Below are 14,505 nucleotides of genomic sequence, written 5' to 3'. Positions count from 1 at the left end.
CCAGTACTTGTATGTGCTGGCAATCCTTTTTTGAAAAACTAAATAATTTTATAATAGCTTCAGCAGTTCCTCTACATATTCCCTGCTGTTAGATAAACGCGGAACTTTGTTCTGCCCGCCTAGTTTGTCTTTGTCTTTTAGCCAATCGTGGAAGAGCCCTGTGCGCGCTTGGTGCACTTTAGGCATATTTAGGGTCATATTGTTATAGCGTTTGGCCTCATAATCCGAGTTGAGTTTCTTAAGTTCAGTGTCCAATACCTCAGTAAAATGCTCCAGATTTGCCGGAGGGGCGTCAAATTCTATCACCCATTCGTGTCCGCCTTTTAGCTTATCTTGCATAAAGATAGGGGCTACGGTGTACTCTATCAGATGGCTACCCGTCTGCTCGCAGGCTTTCTCAAGGGCGCGCTCGGCGTTCTCTATGATAAGTTCTTCCCCAAATACATTTATAAAGTGCTTCGTGCGTCCTGTAATCTTTATCCTATAAGGACTCACAGAGGTAAAGCGCACCGTGTCACCTATCAGATAGCGCCATAAGCCAGCATTCGTAGTAATCACCATTGCGTAGTTTTTGCCTATTGCTACCTCGCTAAGAGGGATTATAGTTTGCTCAGGAGTGCCAAAGGTATCCATCGGAATAAACTCGTAAAAAATACCATAGTCTAACATCAGCAACATCTCGTCAGAATTATTTCGGTCTTGTATAGCAAAGAAGCCTTCAGAAGCATTGTATATTTCGTAGTAACGGAAGGTATCAGAAGGGATAATGTGCTTGTACTGTTCCCTATAAGGGGTGAAGCTCACGCCTCCGTGAAAATACACCTCTAAGTTCTTCCACAGTTCTAACAGATGCTCTTTTTTCGTTTCCTCTAATATCCTATTGAGCAGTACGAGCATCCACGATGGTACCCCTGCTATGCTCGTAACGTTTTCGTTTTTAGCTTCTCTGATGATAGCTTTTAGCTTGCTTTCCCACTCGCTCATTAGCGACACCTTATTGCTGGGGGTACAACTAAGTTCAGCCCAAAAAGGTAAATTTTCAATCAGTATAGCCGATAGGTCGCCAAAATAAGTGCCATTTTGCTCATATAGTTCTTTGCTACCACCCAAGCGCAAACTTTTCCCTTTAAAAAGATTAGAATCCTCGTTGTTATTGAGGTACAAACACAGCATATCTTTACCCGATTTGTAATGGCACTGCTGTAGTGCCTCTTCGCTTACGGGTATGAATTTGCTCTTGGCGTTGGTAGTACCGCTACTCTTAGCAAACCATTTGATAGGGGTATGCCAAAAGATATTGCGTTCGCCACGCCTTGCACGCTCTACAAAAGGCTCAAATGATTCGTAAGTAGTAAGGGGGGTATTGCGTATAAACTGCTGATAGTTGGTTACCTCTCCGAAGTTATAAGCCTTGCCTAATTCAGTGTTTTTAGCGGCATTAGTCAGCTCGAGCAATACGCGCTCTTGCACCCTATGGGGGTGTTGTACAAACTCCTGAATTTGGTCTATGCGGCGTTTGAGGAACCACGATGTGATAGAATTAAATAGTGCTAATGGCATCTTATTATTGCTGATAATGTGTTAGTTAATTATCTTTTACCTGAGTATCGATGATTTGCGGCTACAAAGATATATATTTCCGTCTAAATAACCAAATGCCCATTACTTTATTACCTCATCTTCTGCCAAATCGGCAAAAGGTACATTCTTGTATTGGTCAAATACCTGTAGAGTGTCAGGGGTAGGCGACAAGAAATCGTAATGGCTGTCTAAGCTGCACTCTCTAATGCCCAACCAATGCGCATACCCACTTAAGAACTGAAAAGCCGACTTATTTACCTTCACTTGCTTGTGCTCAGTGTCATCGCTGTTTATAAGTGCAAAAGGCACGCGGTAGCACGCTTTGTTGGGGTGAGTATCGCCGTGGGTAAGGGTAGCGGAATAAGAGCCTCTATCTTTGGTCATCAGCCCGTGGTCAGCAAAGTAGAGCAGCGAAAAAGGCTCTTGCTGGGCTTGCAGCGCTGCGTATATCGCCGATAACAAATGGTCAGTCTGCTCAATAGTCTGCAGATAAGCCGAAAAGTTGCGGTTGTAATAATCGTAGTGTATGGGGTTTTCTAAACGCTCAGGGAAGTACAGATGCGACCCCATAATATGCACCACTAGCAGGCGTGGCTTATGGCTCTTTTGCTGCAAATAGCGCTTCAGCACCGGCAGTAGGGCAGAGTCATAGATGTTCATCGAGTCGTACTCGCCCATTTTAGTAAAAGTGCGATGGTCAGACAGCGAGGCTATCTTGCTGATAGGCGTATCCCACGTACCTACCGAACCCTGATTCGAGAGCCAGTAGGTCTCAAATCCCGCCCTTTTAGCTAAGCTGATGAGGTTATTTTCATACACGAACTCCTCTTCGCCTTTGCGCTGTAAAAACATACGTAGCAGTGCCGTAGTAGTGTTAGGGGCTGCTCCGGTATAGCCTTCTAATATGGTGCCTTTCACTTGCTCCAGAAAAGGCGAGTTTTCTATCGGAAACCCATACACCGACATATAGTCGCGGCGCACACTCTCGCCTATTACCAACACGTAGTTGCGATAGGCAGGCGCACTGCTTTCTATCTGCCACGTAGGCTCACCTGCTAGCTGTTCGTTCAGCTCTCTGCGCAACTGCTGATAGCGCTCTATATTATTGTAAATCGAGGCGTAAAAAGCGATAGGGGCAGTGCGCGAGGTTTCCCAGCTAAAACTACCTATTTCCTCTATCTTTTTTAAAGGGCGATATACCGTTAGCCCTATTCCTACCAATGCCATTACCCCTGTGATGAGCCAATGCTTACGCGAGCGCACATAGCGTTTTTTCTTTCCTAAGTATAGTATATAGATGCTGAAGAATAGCGTCAGCACCGATACCCCATAGGCATATAGGGGCAGCGATTGCATAAACTCCTTGCTTTCGCGAAAGTCTGTTTCAAAGAAAGCCCCTATCATAGTAGCAGGGGGGTGACCAAACCATATAATCTGAGGCAAAAACAGCACGCAAGTAATCGCAATAAAGCCAAAAGCCACTAAAAACAACCCGTAGTAAGTACGTCTTAATGCCAAAAACAGCAGAAAGGTAGCCAGCATACCATAGACCGCCAGATTCATATCAAGGGCAAATGGGATAGCTACCGAAAACAGGAGTAGTAAGATTTCAAACAAATACGCTTTTAGTTTCATCACTTTTTATAATAAATCAGCTGCAAAAATAATAAAAAAAACATTGCCAGCACCTAAACGCCAGCAATGTTATTAATTTTTTCATTTGCTAATTTGCTAATTTCCAAATTTGCTAATTATCCAATTACTTCTTCCCATTCATCTTATTGATGTAGTGGTCAAGTGCTACGGTCATCGAAGGGCTTTCAGGTGAGGGGGCTTTAATGTCTATTACAAGCCCTGCCTCTTCAGCCGCTTTCAGGGTAGCGTCACCATACACAGCTATTTTGGTTTTCTTCTGCGAGAAGTCAGGGAAACTCTTAAAAAGAGCCTCAATACCCGCAGGCGAGAAGAATGTAAGTATATCGTATTTATTGTTTTTGATAGCCGAAATATCGCAATATACGGTGCGGTAGAATACCACGCGTTCCCATTTTATTTTCAGGTCGTTCAGCGCTGCGGTAGCCTCAGGCTTAGGCGAGTCAGACCCTGGGAAAAGAAAGTTCTCATCTTTGTATTTCTTCAGTATAGGCAATAATTCCGAGAACTCTTTTTTGCCTACATATATCTTCCGCTTCCTATAAGTGATATATTTCTGCAAATAATAAGCTATAGCTTCTGACTGACAAAAGTATTTCATCGTATCGGGCACTTTAAATCGCATCTCTTCTGCTATTCGAAAATAATGATCTACTGACTTCCGGCTCGTTAGAATAACTGCTGAAAACTTAGTAAGGTCTATTTTCTGCATACGAATATCTTTTGCTGTCATTCCTTCTACTTTTATAAAGGGTACAAAGTCTACTTTTACATTATGATTTTCGATAATCTGAGAGTATGGAGAGTTCTCCGCTTTGGGCTCAGGCTGCGATACTAAAATTGATTTTACCTTCATAAATTTCTTTCTTTACACTCTATAAGTCTTCTTAATTTACTTAAAAAAGCACACTATTATTGATGAGCTATCACCAGCCTTGCCCCGTAGATAAGGAAGACGTAGGGTGCGATTTCAAGGGCGCAAAGATACAAAATAAAATAGAAAATATAGGGTTTTATTTCTTTTAGATTGTTTTTAATAATTTTTATCCATCCTAAAGCGTTAATAATCAGTAGTGTAATAAATAACACTGTCAATAGTGTTACTCCTACTAATGAACTGTAAATTCCTACAAAAAGCACCAAACTCGCCCCTATAACTGCATACGATGAGTAGGCTATGCGCACAAATACATAGTCTTTATAAAACTCCGAAAGATCAAAAAGACTACTGATCCAACGCTGTATCATTAGCTTCAGTAGCAGCACTCCTATTACCGATAGGGTTAGCTCCAAAAACATAAAACGCTCACTAAAGAGCCTCTTGATACCAAAGTATTTCATCCCTACGTAGATGAGCAGTGCCAAACACACGCACTGCATTAGGTAGAGTACCACCGTAAAAAGATGCAACTTGCGCTCCTTTTTGCCGTAAATAGCTATGTATTTATTGTTTACTAACAGTCGCTCATAGTCGGCAAAATGCTTGGGGTAAAACGCACGCAAGAAAGCCACCAACCCAAATATAAGCAGGAAGGCGGGGAATACCCACGTCAGGTACGAATGATGTAGCGTAATAGGTTCCAATCGTTTTTGTTTTTTTAGGGGTGAATACTATCCAAAGGCGGTAGGGGAGGTCTTTTGGGTATGTTAGGCTCAATGGGCGGAGCGCTCTGCATCTCCTTATTAAGGCTGTCGCGTTGTGCTTTCAGCCGTTCATCTACCCTGTGCACTATTTGGTCGTATTGCTTCGGAAAAGAAGCGTAATACACCATATTTTGCGCCAGTGCCGTACTGTCGCATTCATATTTCCGATAGATAAACGCTTTAGCATCAAACTGTAGCGAGTCCAAGGTATGCGATTCTGTTGCTTTCATCGACTCTAATAGCGCCAAATCGTACAATAACGATTCCATCTGATGCTCATCTAAAAAATGGTCAGGTTTAGGCACTATATTCTTTTTGCAGGCCACAAGGCTCAGCAGCCCTGTTATATAAATGATTTTCTTCATATTATCGGTTAAAGGTTACACGTTTTCCGTAGGGGGTAGGGCATACCTGCCCGTTGTTATAAGCCAATTGCCCGTTTACGAAAGTGCTCACTACTCGCACGTGAAACTGCTGTCCTTCCAGCGGACTCCAGCCGCACTTGTACAGCAAGTTTTGCTTTTGCACCGTCCACAGAGCGTTCATATCCACCAGCACCAAGTCAGCGTAATAGCCCTCGCGTAGGTAACCTCTGTCTTCTATATCAAAGAGGATAGCAGGGTTATGACACATCTTTTCTACTATTTTTTTAAGTGAAATAACCCCCTTGTGTGCCTTTTCGAGCATCGCTACCAGCGAGTGCTGCACTAGCGGAGCGCCAGAAGGGATATTCGTATAGCCTTTTTGCTGCTTTTCTTCTAGCGTATGAGGGGCGTGGTCAGTAGCGATAACATCAAGGCGGTCGTCTAAGAGTGCTTGCCATAGGGCGGCGCGGTCTTCGGCAGTCTTCACTGCAGGGTTCCATTTGATGAACGCCCCGCGAGTAGTATAATCGTCTTCTGAAAACCAAAGGTGATGCACACATACCTCAGCGGTTATCTTCTTGTCTTTTAGCGGAATATTATTGCCGAAAAGCTCTGTTTCGGCAGCGGTCGAAAGGTGGAACACGTGCAAGCGGGCTCCTGTTTTTTTAGCCAAAGCGATAGCCCGCGACGACGACAGATAGCAAGCCTCTGCACTGCGTATATGTGGGTGCAGGTCTATCGGAATATCATTGCCGTATAGCGCCTGATAGTGAGCCAGATTTTTTCTAATAGTTGCCTCATCTTCGCAATGGGCAGCAATTACCAAATCCACATTGCTAAAAATCGCCTCTATGGTCTTCTCGTTATCTACCAACATATTGCCGGTCGACGAACCCAAGAAGAGCTTCACCCCTGCACAAGCCTTAGGGTCTAAGCGTTTTAGTTCCTCAAGGTTATCGTTAGTACCCCCAAGGAAAAACGAATAGTTAGCAAACGAACTCTTCTGAGCGATAGCAAATTTTTCTTCGAGGCGTTCAAGGGTTACCGTTTGGGGTACGGTGTTGGGTTGTTCAAAGAAAGTAGTAACCCCTCCAGCCACAGCCGCCTTACTTTCGGTAGCGATAGTAGCCTTGTGGGTAAGACCAGGTTCGCGAAAGTGTACTTGGTCGTCAATCACCCCAGGCAGCAGATACTTCCCAGTAGCGTCAATTACCTGATAATCTCCCTTCGGATGAAGGTTAGCACCTATCCTACTGATGCGCTCATCCTCTATCAAGAGGTCAGCCACTTGTAGCTCGTTTTCATTCACGAGCGTTGCGTTTTTTATTAGGGTTTTCATAAGGCGTTATATTTTTAGTATCAAATGTTTATACCTTCCTCCAGCAAGTTCCTGATGATTAGCGTATTCAAAACCTAACCGAGTGTAGAGGCGTTCAGCTTCAGGGTTATTTACATCTACTAATAACCCTATGGGCTGCGAGCTCACCTCGCATAGGTGGCGTATGAGCTTCGACCCTATCCCGCGCCCTTGGGCTCTGGGCAATACGCTTAGCGTATCGATGTACAGTTCACCAGCGGCGGTCTCATCTTCAAGTACAATATCTATACCATAGCTACTGCGAATGAGTGCCAACACCGGAGTGCGCAAGGCGTGCAATTGCGCCCCATCGTAAGCTATAACCGACCCTACTACGTTACCCGCTTCCTCATATACCCAAGCGTTTTCGTACGAATATTGGTTATTTTTTTGGGCGAATAGCTGTGCTAGTAGAGCGATAGCCTCTTCTTTATGAGGTTTGCCAATCATTTTATAGACGATTTCCTCCATTGCCTGAAACATCAGTGGGGCAACGGCAAGGGCATCGGAGGGAGTAGCGTTACGTATCATAGTATTAGTGTAAGAAAACCAGTTTTTGTATAACCTCACTGCCGAGGGCTTCGTTGAGGGTACTTATTATTTTGCTTTTCCCATAGCTAAGCTCTTGGGCAAGGGCAGGCGAGGTCAGTTGTACGAAAAGGGTAGTTCCTTTCAGCGCTACCGACGAGGTGTACTTAGCTACCGGAGCCCCCATTAGTTCAGCCCAAAGGGTGGGCAGCTGCGCGCGATAGAGCCCGTAGCTGAGGTTATTTTGCTGAATATACAGGCGCACCATTTCGCCGAGCGTATGGGTATTAGCGTCCATAAGAAAGTTTATTTTGGCGCAAAATTATGAATAAAAAGCAAAACTACAAAAAATAATGTAATTAGCTCATACAAAGGAGATTAATTTTTTGACAAGAAGATAAGAGAAGATAGACTCTTAGATGATTTGGACAGGCTTTTTCAAACAACAGTAGAGATACACATCTGTTTTATTGTATAACATTCCTTTTACCCGTATTTTCTGACCCTCTGATTTCTTCGTGATAAAGATAATTCACTATCGAGGGATGTCCTTTCGGACTTCGTTCGTAAGGCAATTCATTATCCACATACTTACATTGAGCCTCCTGCGCCATTTTCGCGGCTTCTTGCTCCAATTGCTTCCAATATGTTCGGTCTTTATGCAGATAGATTTCTTCATAAAGTGGGAACAAATGGGGATATTGTGATTTGATATAACCCATAATGTTAGCCTTAAAACTACCCCGCAGATTGAGGTTCTCAAGCCAAAAGAGGTCGCAAATATCTTTCACTTCCTGAAAAATAGCTTTGAAATTGGTGATACCGGGAAAGATAGGCGACACAAAACAAACTGTTCGGATGCCCGCCTCGTAGACTTTTCGCATGGCTGCGATGCGCCGCTCTATGCTCACGGCCTTGTCCATGTCGGCACGAAATGTCTCATCAAGCGTGTTGATTGACCACGATACGGTAACTTTCTTCATTTGTTTCAACAGGTCAAGATCACGCAACACGAGGTCACTCTTTGTACAAATGAGTATTTCTGCATCGCTGTCTTTGAACTCTTCAAGCAGTTTACGTGTCCTGCCGAAAGTTGCTTCTTCGGGATTGTACCCATCGGTCACCGATCCAATAACCACCCGTTGTCCGGCATATTCCTTCGGATTCTTGATTGCAGGCCAATATTTCACGTCTAAGAAACTGCCCCATTCTTCTTTATGTCCTGTGAAGCGCTTCATAAATGAGGCGTAACAATACTTGCAAGCATGGGTGCAACCCACATATGGATTCACCGAATAACCACCAACAGGGAGGTTCGACTTGGTTATGATGCTGCGCACCTCTTTCGTTCCAATGAGTGTTTCTGTCATATTTATTCTTTTATTTTTTATAAATTTTCTACCTTTTCTCCATCTTCAGGAATAAAGACACGATTTAATATTCCAGCCGCTTCAGCACACTTTCTCACCATTTCACGCGTCACACTATTATGGTTTACGCCTTCAAGATGCGTCACAAATATCTTTGCATTAGGTGCAGCTGCAGCAACTTTTACCACATCTTCATCGTTCATAATAACGCGTCCACCCAAGCGAAAGCCATTGCCACCTGCATTAAGAGTGATAACCTCGGGGCGAAAACGCTTCAAATTGCGTTTCACACCAGCATACCAAATGGTATCTCCGGCGTGATAGAGCGTTTTTTCTTGTGGATGAGTGAATACATAACCCGTTGTATGTCCGGCAGGATACTTCATAATGAAATTACCATGCTGGCTTTCGGCTTTTTGTATGCTCACTTCCCCGACCCTTGTATTGTTGCCAACAACTTCCACATGATTAAATCCATGCGACATCACCACCTGCCGATCGTTTTTGTCTTGCACAAAAAATCGTATATCTTTAGGCATCATTTCATAGGCCGCCTCATCAATATGGTCATCGTGTAGATGGGTAAGCAACACCGCATCTACACCTTTTAATATCTCTTCTACAGGAAAAGGTAGTTCATGAAGTGGGTTGCGCAGGTGTTGATTTCTACTAAAGGGGAAAGGCTGCATGCAGCCTTTCTTTCCCAACATAGGGTCTATCAGAATTTTCTTTCCCCCATATTCAACGATTATCGTTGCATTTCTTATTTGCTGGATATTCATTGTTTATTAAAATTAAAGTTTAACATTGGCTTCCAGCATAATAGCATCTTTCAGTGGTTCATCATCATCAGAGAACGAATTTGCTTTATATTGTACACAAAGCACGAGCATTTCGCTGCTACCTGTGTTCTTGAAAGCGCGTTTGCCATTGGGCGCAATTCTCACGATGCTTCCCTCCGAAATGGGAAATCGTTTGCCATCTACATCGAAAATGCCTTCACCTTTAAGAATGAAATAAAGCTCTTCGTGGGTTTTATGGGCATGGCGTGTGCCATAATCCTGCCCAGCGGCAAGACTTTGGAAAGACAATTCTGCGCCTGTCGCTTGCAATGCATGACCAGCAAACATCTTTCCCGGGATAGAGAAATTGCCCATAGCCAACTCATATTCCTTAATTTCATTCAACTTACCTACGTTCACCGTGGTGAAGTTCTCACCTTTTTCTACAATTTGAATTTCTTTCATGATAATATTTGTTTTTGATTACGGGTGCAAAGGTAGGGCATAAAACAAAGACGCATTCTACCATTAACAATATATGTTCTACCATTTTGATAACTCGTTTATTTTTCATACATTTGTCCTATGAAATTAGCGATTAGTCCCAAAGAACTTACATATGTTCCCTTCAGCAAAACGGAATGTGGTGTAGACTTCAACCTCAATACTGATACACACCAGCGGTTGCGTGGTGTATTGATGGAGTATCCGTGTTTCAAAACTAACTTTTTCGAGTTGTTTTTCTTCAGGAAAGCATCTGGGTGGCTGCGTTATGGCTTTCAACATATCGCGTTGAAAGACAATACGGTGCTGATACTTTCGCCGCACATCCATCAAGAGTGGCATATTAATGAAAGCCAAACCGATTATCGTTTCCTTGTTTTTCGTGATGACTTTCTTTCAACCTATCTTGCCGATCCTTTCTTTACTTATCGTTTGCTTTATTGCTACCAAACAGATTTCCCACCCTATCTGTTGGCTACTGCTATAGAACAACAAGAATACGAGCGTTTGCTTGTGCGGATAAAAGAAGAACTCAACCATCCTCTTGCCGATAGCTATCACATCATCGTATCCTTGCTTCATTATCTGCTTATGACCCTTAATCGTAGGTATTCTGCTCAATACCATCTGCCTTTTGATGCTCCCAAGAACCACCATGCCTTTATGTTCAAGCAACTCTTAGAGAAACATATTCGCCAATACCAGCAAGTGGCCGACTATGCAGCCATGCTGAACATCAGCCGCATTACATTGAATGCTTCTGTACAAGCACAATATGGGCAAACGGCCATACATCTGCTCAAACAACGTCTGCTTGCAGAAATCAAGAATGAAATACTCTTCACTGACAAAACCACCAGTGAATTGGCATACGAATTTAATTTCTCAGAGCCAGGACATTTAATGCGTTTCTTCAAAAAACAAACAGGACAGACGGTTACGGAGTTTAAAGAAGAATATAAAGGACAACAGTTTACCGAAGAATAGAAAAATGGTTAAACGCAAAAACTTACCAATAAACGAACGGCACTTGAAACAGAGATATCTCTGCTCAAGTGCCGTTATCCATTCAGCAATATACGCTTATTGCCTTTATTGAGTAGCGATTTCAGCGATACATACCTCTCCATTTTCGTAGCAAAGATACTATATAATTAGCAAATGAGCAACGACTTCTAACTTCAAATAAAGCATTTCCTTTTTTACTTTTCCTATACGCATATCTACCTGCTCTTGATAAATGGTACTTTTCAGTGATTTCCATCCTAGCTTCAAAAGGTATAGAATCTATTTTATTTTTAATTTATCATATTTATTTGTTATCTAACTATGCAGTAGGAATTTCAACAGCTACTTTATATTTCCCATTTTGTTTCTTCAGAACAAAATCAAAAGTCGTTTTCCACACATCCATATATATACTAAAACAATTTTTATTTTCAGGGGAAAATCATTTTTTCTTTTACTATGTATAACTCTCTTAATTTTTCTACTTCTTTCATATTTTCTACTTTATAAAATCTTCTAATGATTTAATTTCAAATTTGATTCCTGTTTCTCTTGTTTTTTAGAGAGTTCTTTTTGCCAAAATGTTAACAGATTCGTTATATTTTCCCCAGACATACAAATAGCTTTTATTGTTTTCTCTCCAATTCTTCAATAAATTGCTGGTCAATTACTGTTTTTCCATCTATTAATAATAGAGCATCTAAGTAATTTGCCATATCCAAAAAAGACTTTAGTTCTTTATGAGTAATTTCTTTTTCAAAAGATATCATAACTTTATCACTTTGCTCAGAAAACCCTATAGAATAGTCATATTCTGTATTTCTATAATTATAGAAACAACGAACTTTTTTCAATAGGCTAACGAAACTATCTCTAAAATCATTTGGGATAGAATCTATATTCCTTAAGATATTTTTCCCTTTTTCTGTATCTTCAAACCACGTATAGGTTTCTTTATTTTTTTCAACAAATTCAGCCCATTTTTGATAGTCTACTCTATTTGTATTTTTTATTAGAAAATCATTTTTTTCTTTTACTATGTATAACTCTCTTAATTTTTCTACTTCTTTCATATTTTCTACTTTATAAAATCTTCTAATGCTCTAATTTCAAATTTAATTTTTGTTTCTCTTGTTTTCTTAGAGAGTTCTTTTTGCCAAAATGTTAACAAATCATTAGTTATATTTCCTTAGACATATAAATAGCTTTTATTGTTTTCTCTCCAATTCTTCAATAAATTGCTGGTCAATTACTGTTTTTCCATCTATTAACAATAGTGCATCTAAGTAATTTGCCATATTTAAAAGCATTTTAAGATGTTTTAAAGTTATTCTTTTCTGCGAAGTTATTGATATAACATTTAATTCTTCGATAAAACAGATGCGAATTTCATAGTATTTTTTTTCACTATTGAACTCGGCATAAGACTCTGTTTTATTTAAACTTCTTAAGATTCCCTCCTTTGCCCAATCAGGAATTTTATCTATATTGTCTTTTCTAAAAATACCATCTTCTGTATCCTCATTCCAAATAAAATAATCCTTATGTGTGTCAATGAATTTTTTCCATTTTTCATAGTCTATTTTTTTTTCGATTTTATTTATATTACTAAATTTTTCTTTAGCAATATAAAGGTCTTTTATCTTTTTCATTTCTAATATTCTTTAGTTAATAAAATCATCAAGAGAATTTATTTCAAATTTTATTTGAGGATAATCCTTATTTAATTTTTCTAACTACTCTGATTTTAATTGAGGTGTTATATCTGATTTTTTCATATAAATATATAATTCTGCTTTTATAACTAAAAGCAATAGTCTAGGCATTTTCTTCTCTTTCAAAAATATGCAACGTATGATTACTATCTAAGATATACACCTTATTTTCTGAGACTTTTAAATCTCTAAGGCGAGTAAAACTATCATCTCTTTCCACTACTGCAATAGGCTCTGAAACATAGATAATTTCCTTGGTGTTGATGTCTAAAATACCAAATCTTAGTTTTTCAGCAAGATAAAAGTACAATAGATTATCTTGAACAACATAACTTCCTGCAGTATCATTTGCTTTTTTGATGTTATACTTTTCAAACTCTTCCTGTAAGCCATATTGAGTAACAAAAGGAGGCTCTTGGGTTAAATCTATTTCAATAAAGACATCTATAGCCATACCAATAATTTTCCCTTTTTCATTGTCTAAGAGATAATCACTTCTAAAAAAATTTTTGCCTTTGCAAATAGTTCTTCCTATAGATTGATCATATTCAGTAATATGATATTTTAATTCTCCTCTTTCAATATCTAAGCCTACAAAGCCTCCCAACTCTATAAAAGCCCAAAAAATATTGTTGTATATACCAATAAGTTTATATACTTCAAAAAATCTTTCTTCATCCCACGAATTTTTCCACTTTCCAAATGAAGCAAGAGAAAACTCCCATAGATGCTCTTTCTCTTGAATAGAAAAAGCTCTGACAGACATTACATCATCATATATTTTATTCTTTTTGTATATATATATATATATATATATATCCATTTGGAAAAAACTTATAGAAAATTTGTCAATTTCACCTAATACTATGAGGTTTTCTTTTCTATCTATAATAGCAGTAATATCCTCTAGATATTCATTTGAATATTGTGTTTCTAAATAATCGTTAGATAAATATAAAAAAACTTTATCTTCGCCTTCTTCTACCAACTCCAAATTTTCGTCAAAAATTTTGTAATTATTATTCCATTCAGAACAATAGAACTTATTATTAAACATAACAAGCGGGCTTAGTGGTGTTCTATAAAGCATCTGTTTCTTTTCACCACATTGAATTTCACGTGATGTATTGATGTAATAAGGTTTGCCTTTATAAATAACATAATCTCTTACATTATCTATTTTAGAATTTAGTTTAAACATTTTATTGTGATTTTATAAAGTTATAAAGTGGAGAATTGGTGTCTTTTATTAGTAGTTTAAATACTTCTTCTCTATTTTTATTTATAAGTCCTAAACTTTTCTTCAATTCAGGGCTCATAATCTCTAAAATTTCATCACTATTACGCTTAAACACTTCTTTAAAAGCTTGTTTTACCTCATTTATATTAGCTTTATTACTGTTGATCACATAAGCTAAATCTTCTATTTTTTCGATACCTTCTGTGTTCAAGTAGCTTTTAAACTGTTGAATAAATCCTTTATCATTAGCTATTTTACTCCACGTTTCGCTATTATAACTCTTGAACTCTTCAAATAAAGGTAGACCTTCATTTCGGTTAGTGTTAAACTTCACGTCATAACGGCAGTTGGCACAGATATCATCTAAAGCTTTTTCAAACTTCATATCTATATGCTCAATGTTTTCAGGCGTATATTTCTTAGGGTTTTTCTATGCTTACTAAATGAAAGTAAAAGTAATAGAAATGAAATTAGTATGATAAAACAAGAACTATTCTTCACGTTCAAAAATATGCAACGTATGATTACTATCTAATATATAGACCTTATTTTCTGAGACTTTTAAATCTTTAAGCTGGGTAAAACTATCATCTCTTTCCACTACTGCAATAGGTTCTGAAACATAGATAATTTCCTTGGTATTGATGTCTAAAACACCAAATCTTAGTTGTTCAGCAAGATAAAAGTACAATAGATTATCTTGAACAACAAAATCTTCGGCAGTATCATTTGCTTTTTTGATGTTGTACTTTTCAAAC

At 39.2% G+C, this 14,505-nt stretch carries 16 protein-coding genes and 1 pseudogene; 1 reads left to right on the top strand and 16 read right to left on the bottom strand.

The window, feature by feature from the left end; translation table 11 throughout:
- Positions 1–48: 48 nt before the first annotated feature.
- The 11 genes from C8P65_RS04940 to C8P65_RS04890 form a co-directional block, all read right to left on the bottom strand.
- Positions 49–1,560 (bottom strand): GH3 auxin-responsive promoter family protein, encoded by a 1,512-nt coding sequence (locus C8P65_RS04940; RefSeq protein WP_107781818.1) that lies wholly within the window; start codon positions 1,558–1,560, stop codon positions 49–51.
- Between the two features lie 102 nt (positions 1,561–1,662).
- The gene (locus C8P65_RS04935) at positions 1,663–3,216 is read right to left on the bottom strand and encodes a phosphoethanolamine transferase (protein WP_107781816.1); all 1,554 of its coding nucleotides are present in this window, start codon (positions 3,214–3,216) and stop codon (positions 1,663–1,665) included.
- A 124-nt stretch (positions 3,217–3,340) separates the two neighbouring features.
- Complete coding sequence (locus C8P65_RS04930; protein WP_107781814.1) at positions 3,341–4,090, bottom strand: uroporphyrinogen-III synthase; 750 nt, start codon at positions 4,088–4,090, stop codon at positions 3,341–3,343.
- A 56-nt stretch (positions 4,091–4,146) separates the two neighbouring features.
- A complete protein-coding gene (locus tag C8P65_RS04925) occupies positions 4,147–4,818 on the bottom strand; it encodes a DUF4271 domain-containing protein (RefSeq protein WP_107781812.1) in 672 nt (223 codons plus the stop codon).
- A 14-nt stretch (positions 4,819–4,832) separates the two neighbouring features.
- The gene (locus C8P65_RS04920) at positions 4,833–5,243 is read right to left on the bottom strand and encodes a DUF4296 domain-containing protein (protein WP_107781810.1); all 411 of its coding nucleotides are present in this window, start codon (positions 5,241–5,243) and stop codon (positions 4,833–4,835) included.
- Position 5,244: 1 nt separating this feature from the next.
- Positions 5,245–6,582, bottom strand: coding sequence for a dihydroorotase (locus tag C8P65_RS04915; RefSeq protein WP_107781808.1), 1,338 nt, complete (start codon positions 6,580–6,582; stop codon positions 5,245–5,247).
- 6 nt (positions 6,583–6,588) lie between these two features.
- Positions 6,589–7,131, bottom strand: a complete 543-nt coding sequence (locus C8P65_RS04910; RefSeq protein ID WP_107781806.1) for a GNAT family N-acetyltransferase — start codon at positions 7,129–7,131, stop codon at positions 6,589–6,591.
- A gap of 4 nt (positions 7,132–7,135) precedes the next feature.
- The gene (locus C8P65_RS04905) at positions 7,136–7,426 is read right to left on the bottom strand and encodes a DciA family protein (RefSeq protein WP_107781804.1); all 291 of its coding nucleotides are present in this window, start codon (positions 7,424–7,426) and stop codon (positions 7,136–7,138) included.
- Between the two features lie 169 nt (positions 7,427–7,595).
- On the bottom strand, positions 7,596–8,498 hold the full coding sequence (locus C8P65_RS04900) for a radical SAM mobile pair protein B (RefSeq protein WP_107781802.1): 903 nt from the start codon (positions 8,496–8,498) through the stop codon (positions 7,596–7,598).
- Positions 8,499–8,515: 17 nt separating this feature from the next.
- Positions 8,516–9,280 carry an MBL fold metallo-hydrolase gene (locus tag C8P65_RS04895; RefSeq protein ID WP_107781801.1) on the bottom strand — a complete coding sequence of 255 codons (765 nt, stop codon included), beginning with the start codon at positions 9,278–9,280 and terminating at the stop codon, positions 8,516–8,518.
- 12 nt (positions 9,281–9,292) lie between these two features.
- The gene (locus tag C8P65_RS04890; RefSeq protein ID WP_009388372.1) at positions 9,293–9,745 is read right to left on the bottom strand and encodes a cupin domain-containing protein; all 453 of its coding nucleotides are present in this window, start codon (positions 9,743–9,745) and stop codon (positions 9,293–9,295) included.
- Positions 9,746–9,979: 234 nt separating this feature from the next.
- Between C8P65_RS04890 and C8P65_RS04885 the strand changes: the two genes are divergently transcribed.
- Complete coding sequence (locus tag C8P65_RS04885; protein WP_231121867.1) at positions 9,980–10,771, top strand: helix-turn-helix domain-containing protein; 792 nt, start codon at positions 9,980–9,982, stop codon at positions 10,769–10,771.
- Positions 10,772–11,418: 647 nt separating this feature from the next.
- On the opposite strand, the gene C8P65_RS04880 is transcribed toward C8P65_RS04885, so the two are convergent.
- From C8P65_RS04880 to C8P65_RS04855, 5 genes and pseudogenes are all read right to left on the bottom strand, one after another.
- A complete protein-coding gene (locus C8P65_RS04880) occupies positions 11,419–11,865 on the bottom strand; it encodes a hypothetical protein (protein ID WP_107781799.1) in 447 nt (148 codons plus the stop codon).
- 135 nt (positions 11,866–12,000) lie between these two features.
- Positions 12,001–12,444 carry a hypothetical protein gene (locus C8P65_RS04875; protein ID WP_107781797.1) on the bottom strand — a complete coding sequence of 148 codons (444 nt, stop codon included), beginning with the start codon at positions 12,442–12,444 and terminating at the stop codon, positions 12,001–12,003.
- 166 nt (positions 12,445–12,610) lie between these two features.
- On the bottom strand, positions 12,611–13,708 hold the full coding sequence (locus C8P65_RS12215) for a hypothetical protein (RefSeq protein WP_245887328.1): 1,098 nt from the start codon (positions 13,706–13,708) through the stop codon (positions 12,611–12,613).
- A gap of 1 nt (position 13,709) precedes the next feature.
- The gene (locus tag C8P65_RS04860) at positions 13,710–14,132 is read right to left on the bottom strand and encodes a hypothetical protein (protein ID WP_107781793.1); all 423 of its coding nucleotides are present in this window, start codon (positions 14,130–14,132) and stop codon (positions 13,710–13,712) included.
- Between the two features lie 105 nt (positions 14,133–14,237).
- Positions 14,238–14,505, bottom strand: a pseudogene (locus C8P65_RS04855) (hypothetical protein); the annotation flags it as partial.

This window comes from Capnocytophaga leadbetteri, from assembly GCF_003054025.1.
Classification (GTDB): domain Bacteria; phylum Bacteroidota; class Bacteroidia; order Flavobacteriales; family Flavobacteriaceae; genus Capnocytophaga; species Capnocytophaga leadbetteri.
Note: the sequence above shows the minus strand (reverse complement) of the source record. Positions and strands in the feature narration are given on the sequence as shown.

Excerpts from the sequence above, each read along its gene's own strand:
- C8P65_RS04940 (WP_107781818.1), bottom strand. The coding sequence starts at position 1,560 with ATGCCATTAGCACTATTTAATTCTATCACATCGTGGTTCCTCAAACGC.
- C8P65_RS04935 (WP_107781816.1), bottom strand. The coding sequence starts at position 3,216 with ATGAAACTAAAAGCGTATTTGTTTGAAATCTTACTACTCCTGTTTTCG.
- C8P65_RS04930 (WP_107781814.1), bottom strand. The coding sequence starts at position 4,090 with ATGAAGGTAAAATCAATTTTAGTATCGCAGCCTGAGCCCAAAGCGGAG.
- C8P65_RS04920 (WP_107781810.1), bottom strand. The coding sequence starts at position 5,243 with ATGAAGAAAATCATTTATATAACAGGGCTGCTGAGCCTTGTGGCCTGC.
- C8P65_RS04915 (WP_107781808.1), bottom strand. The coding sequence starts at position 6,582 with ATGAAAACCCTAATAAAAAACGCAACGCTCGTGAATGAAAACGAGCTA.
- C8P65_RS04910 (WP_107781806.1), bottom strand. The coding sequence starts at position 7,131 with ATGATACGTAACGCTACTCCCTCCGATGCCCTTGCCGTTGCCCCACTG.
- C8P65_RS04905 (WP_107781804.1), bottom strand. The coding sequence starts at position 7,426 with ATGGACGCTAATACCCATACGCTCGGCGAAATGGTGCGCCTGTATATT.
- C8P65_RS04900 (WP_107781802.1), bottom strand. The coding sequence starts at position 8,498 with ATGACAGAAACACTCATTGGAACGAAAGAGGTGCGCAGCATCATAACC.
- C8P65_RS04895 (WP_107781801.1), bottom strand. The coding sequence starts at position 9,280 with ATGAATATCCAGCAAATAAGAAATGCAACGATAATCGTTGAATATGGG.
- C8P65_RS04890 (WP_009388372.1), bottom strand. The coding sequence starts at position 9,745 with ATGAAAGAAATTCAAATTGTAGAAAAAGGTGAGAACTTCACCACGGTG.
- C8P65_RS04885 (WP_231121867.1), top strand. The coding sequence starts at position 9,980 with ATGGAGTATCCGTGTTTCAAAACTAACTTTTTCGAGTTGTTTTTCTTC.
- C8P65_RS04880 (WP_107781799.1), bottom strand. The coding sequence starts at position 11,865 with ATGAAAGAAGTAGAAAAATTAAGAGAGTTATACATAGTAAAAGAAAAA.
- C8P65_RS04875 (WP_107781797.1), bottom strand. The coding sequence starts at position 12,444 with ATGAAAAAGATAAAAGACCTTTATATTGCTAAAGAAAAATTTAGTAAT.
- C8P65_RS12215 (WP_245887328.1), bottom strand. The coding sequence starts at position 13,708 with ATGTTTAAACTAAATTCTAAAATAGATAATGTAAGAGATTATGTTATT.
- C8P65_RS04860 (WP_107781793.1), bottom strand. The coding sequence starts at position 14,132 with ATGAAGTTTGAAAAAGCTTTAGATGATATCTGTGCCAACTGCCGTTAT.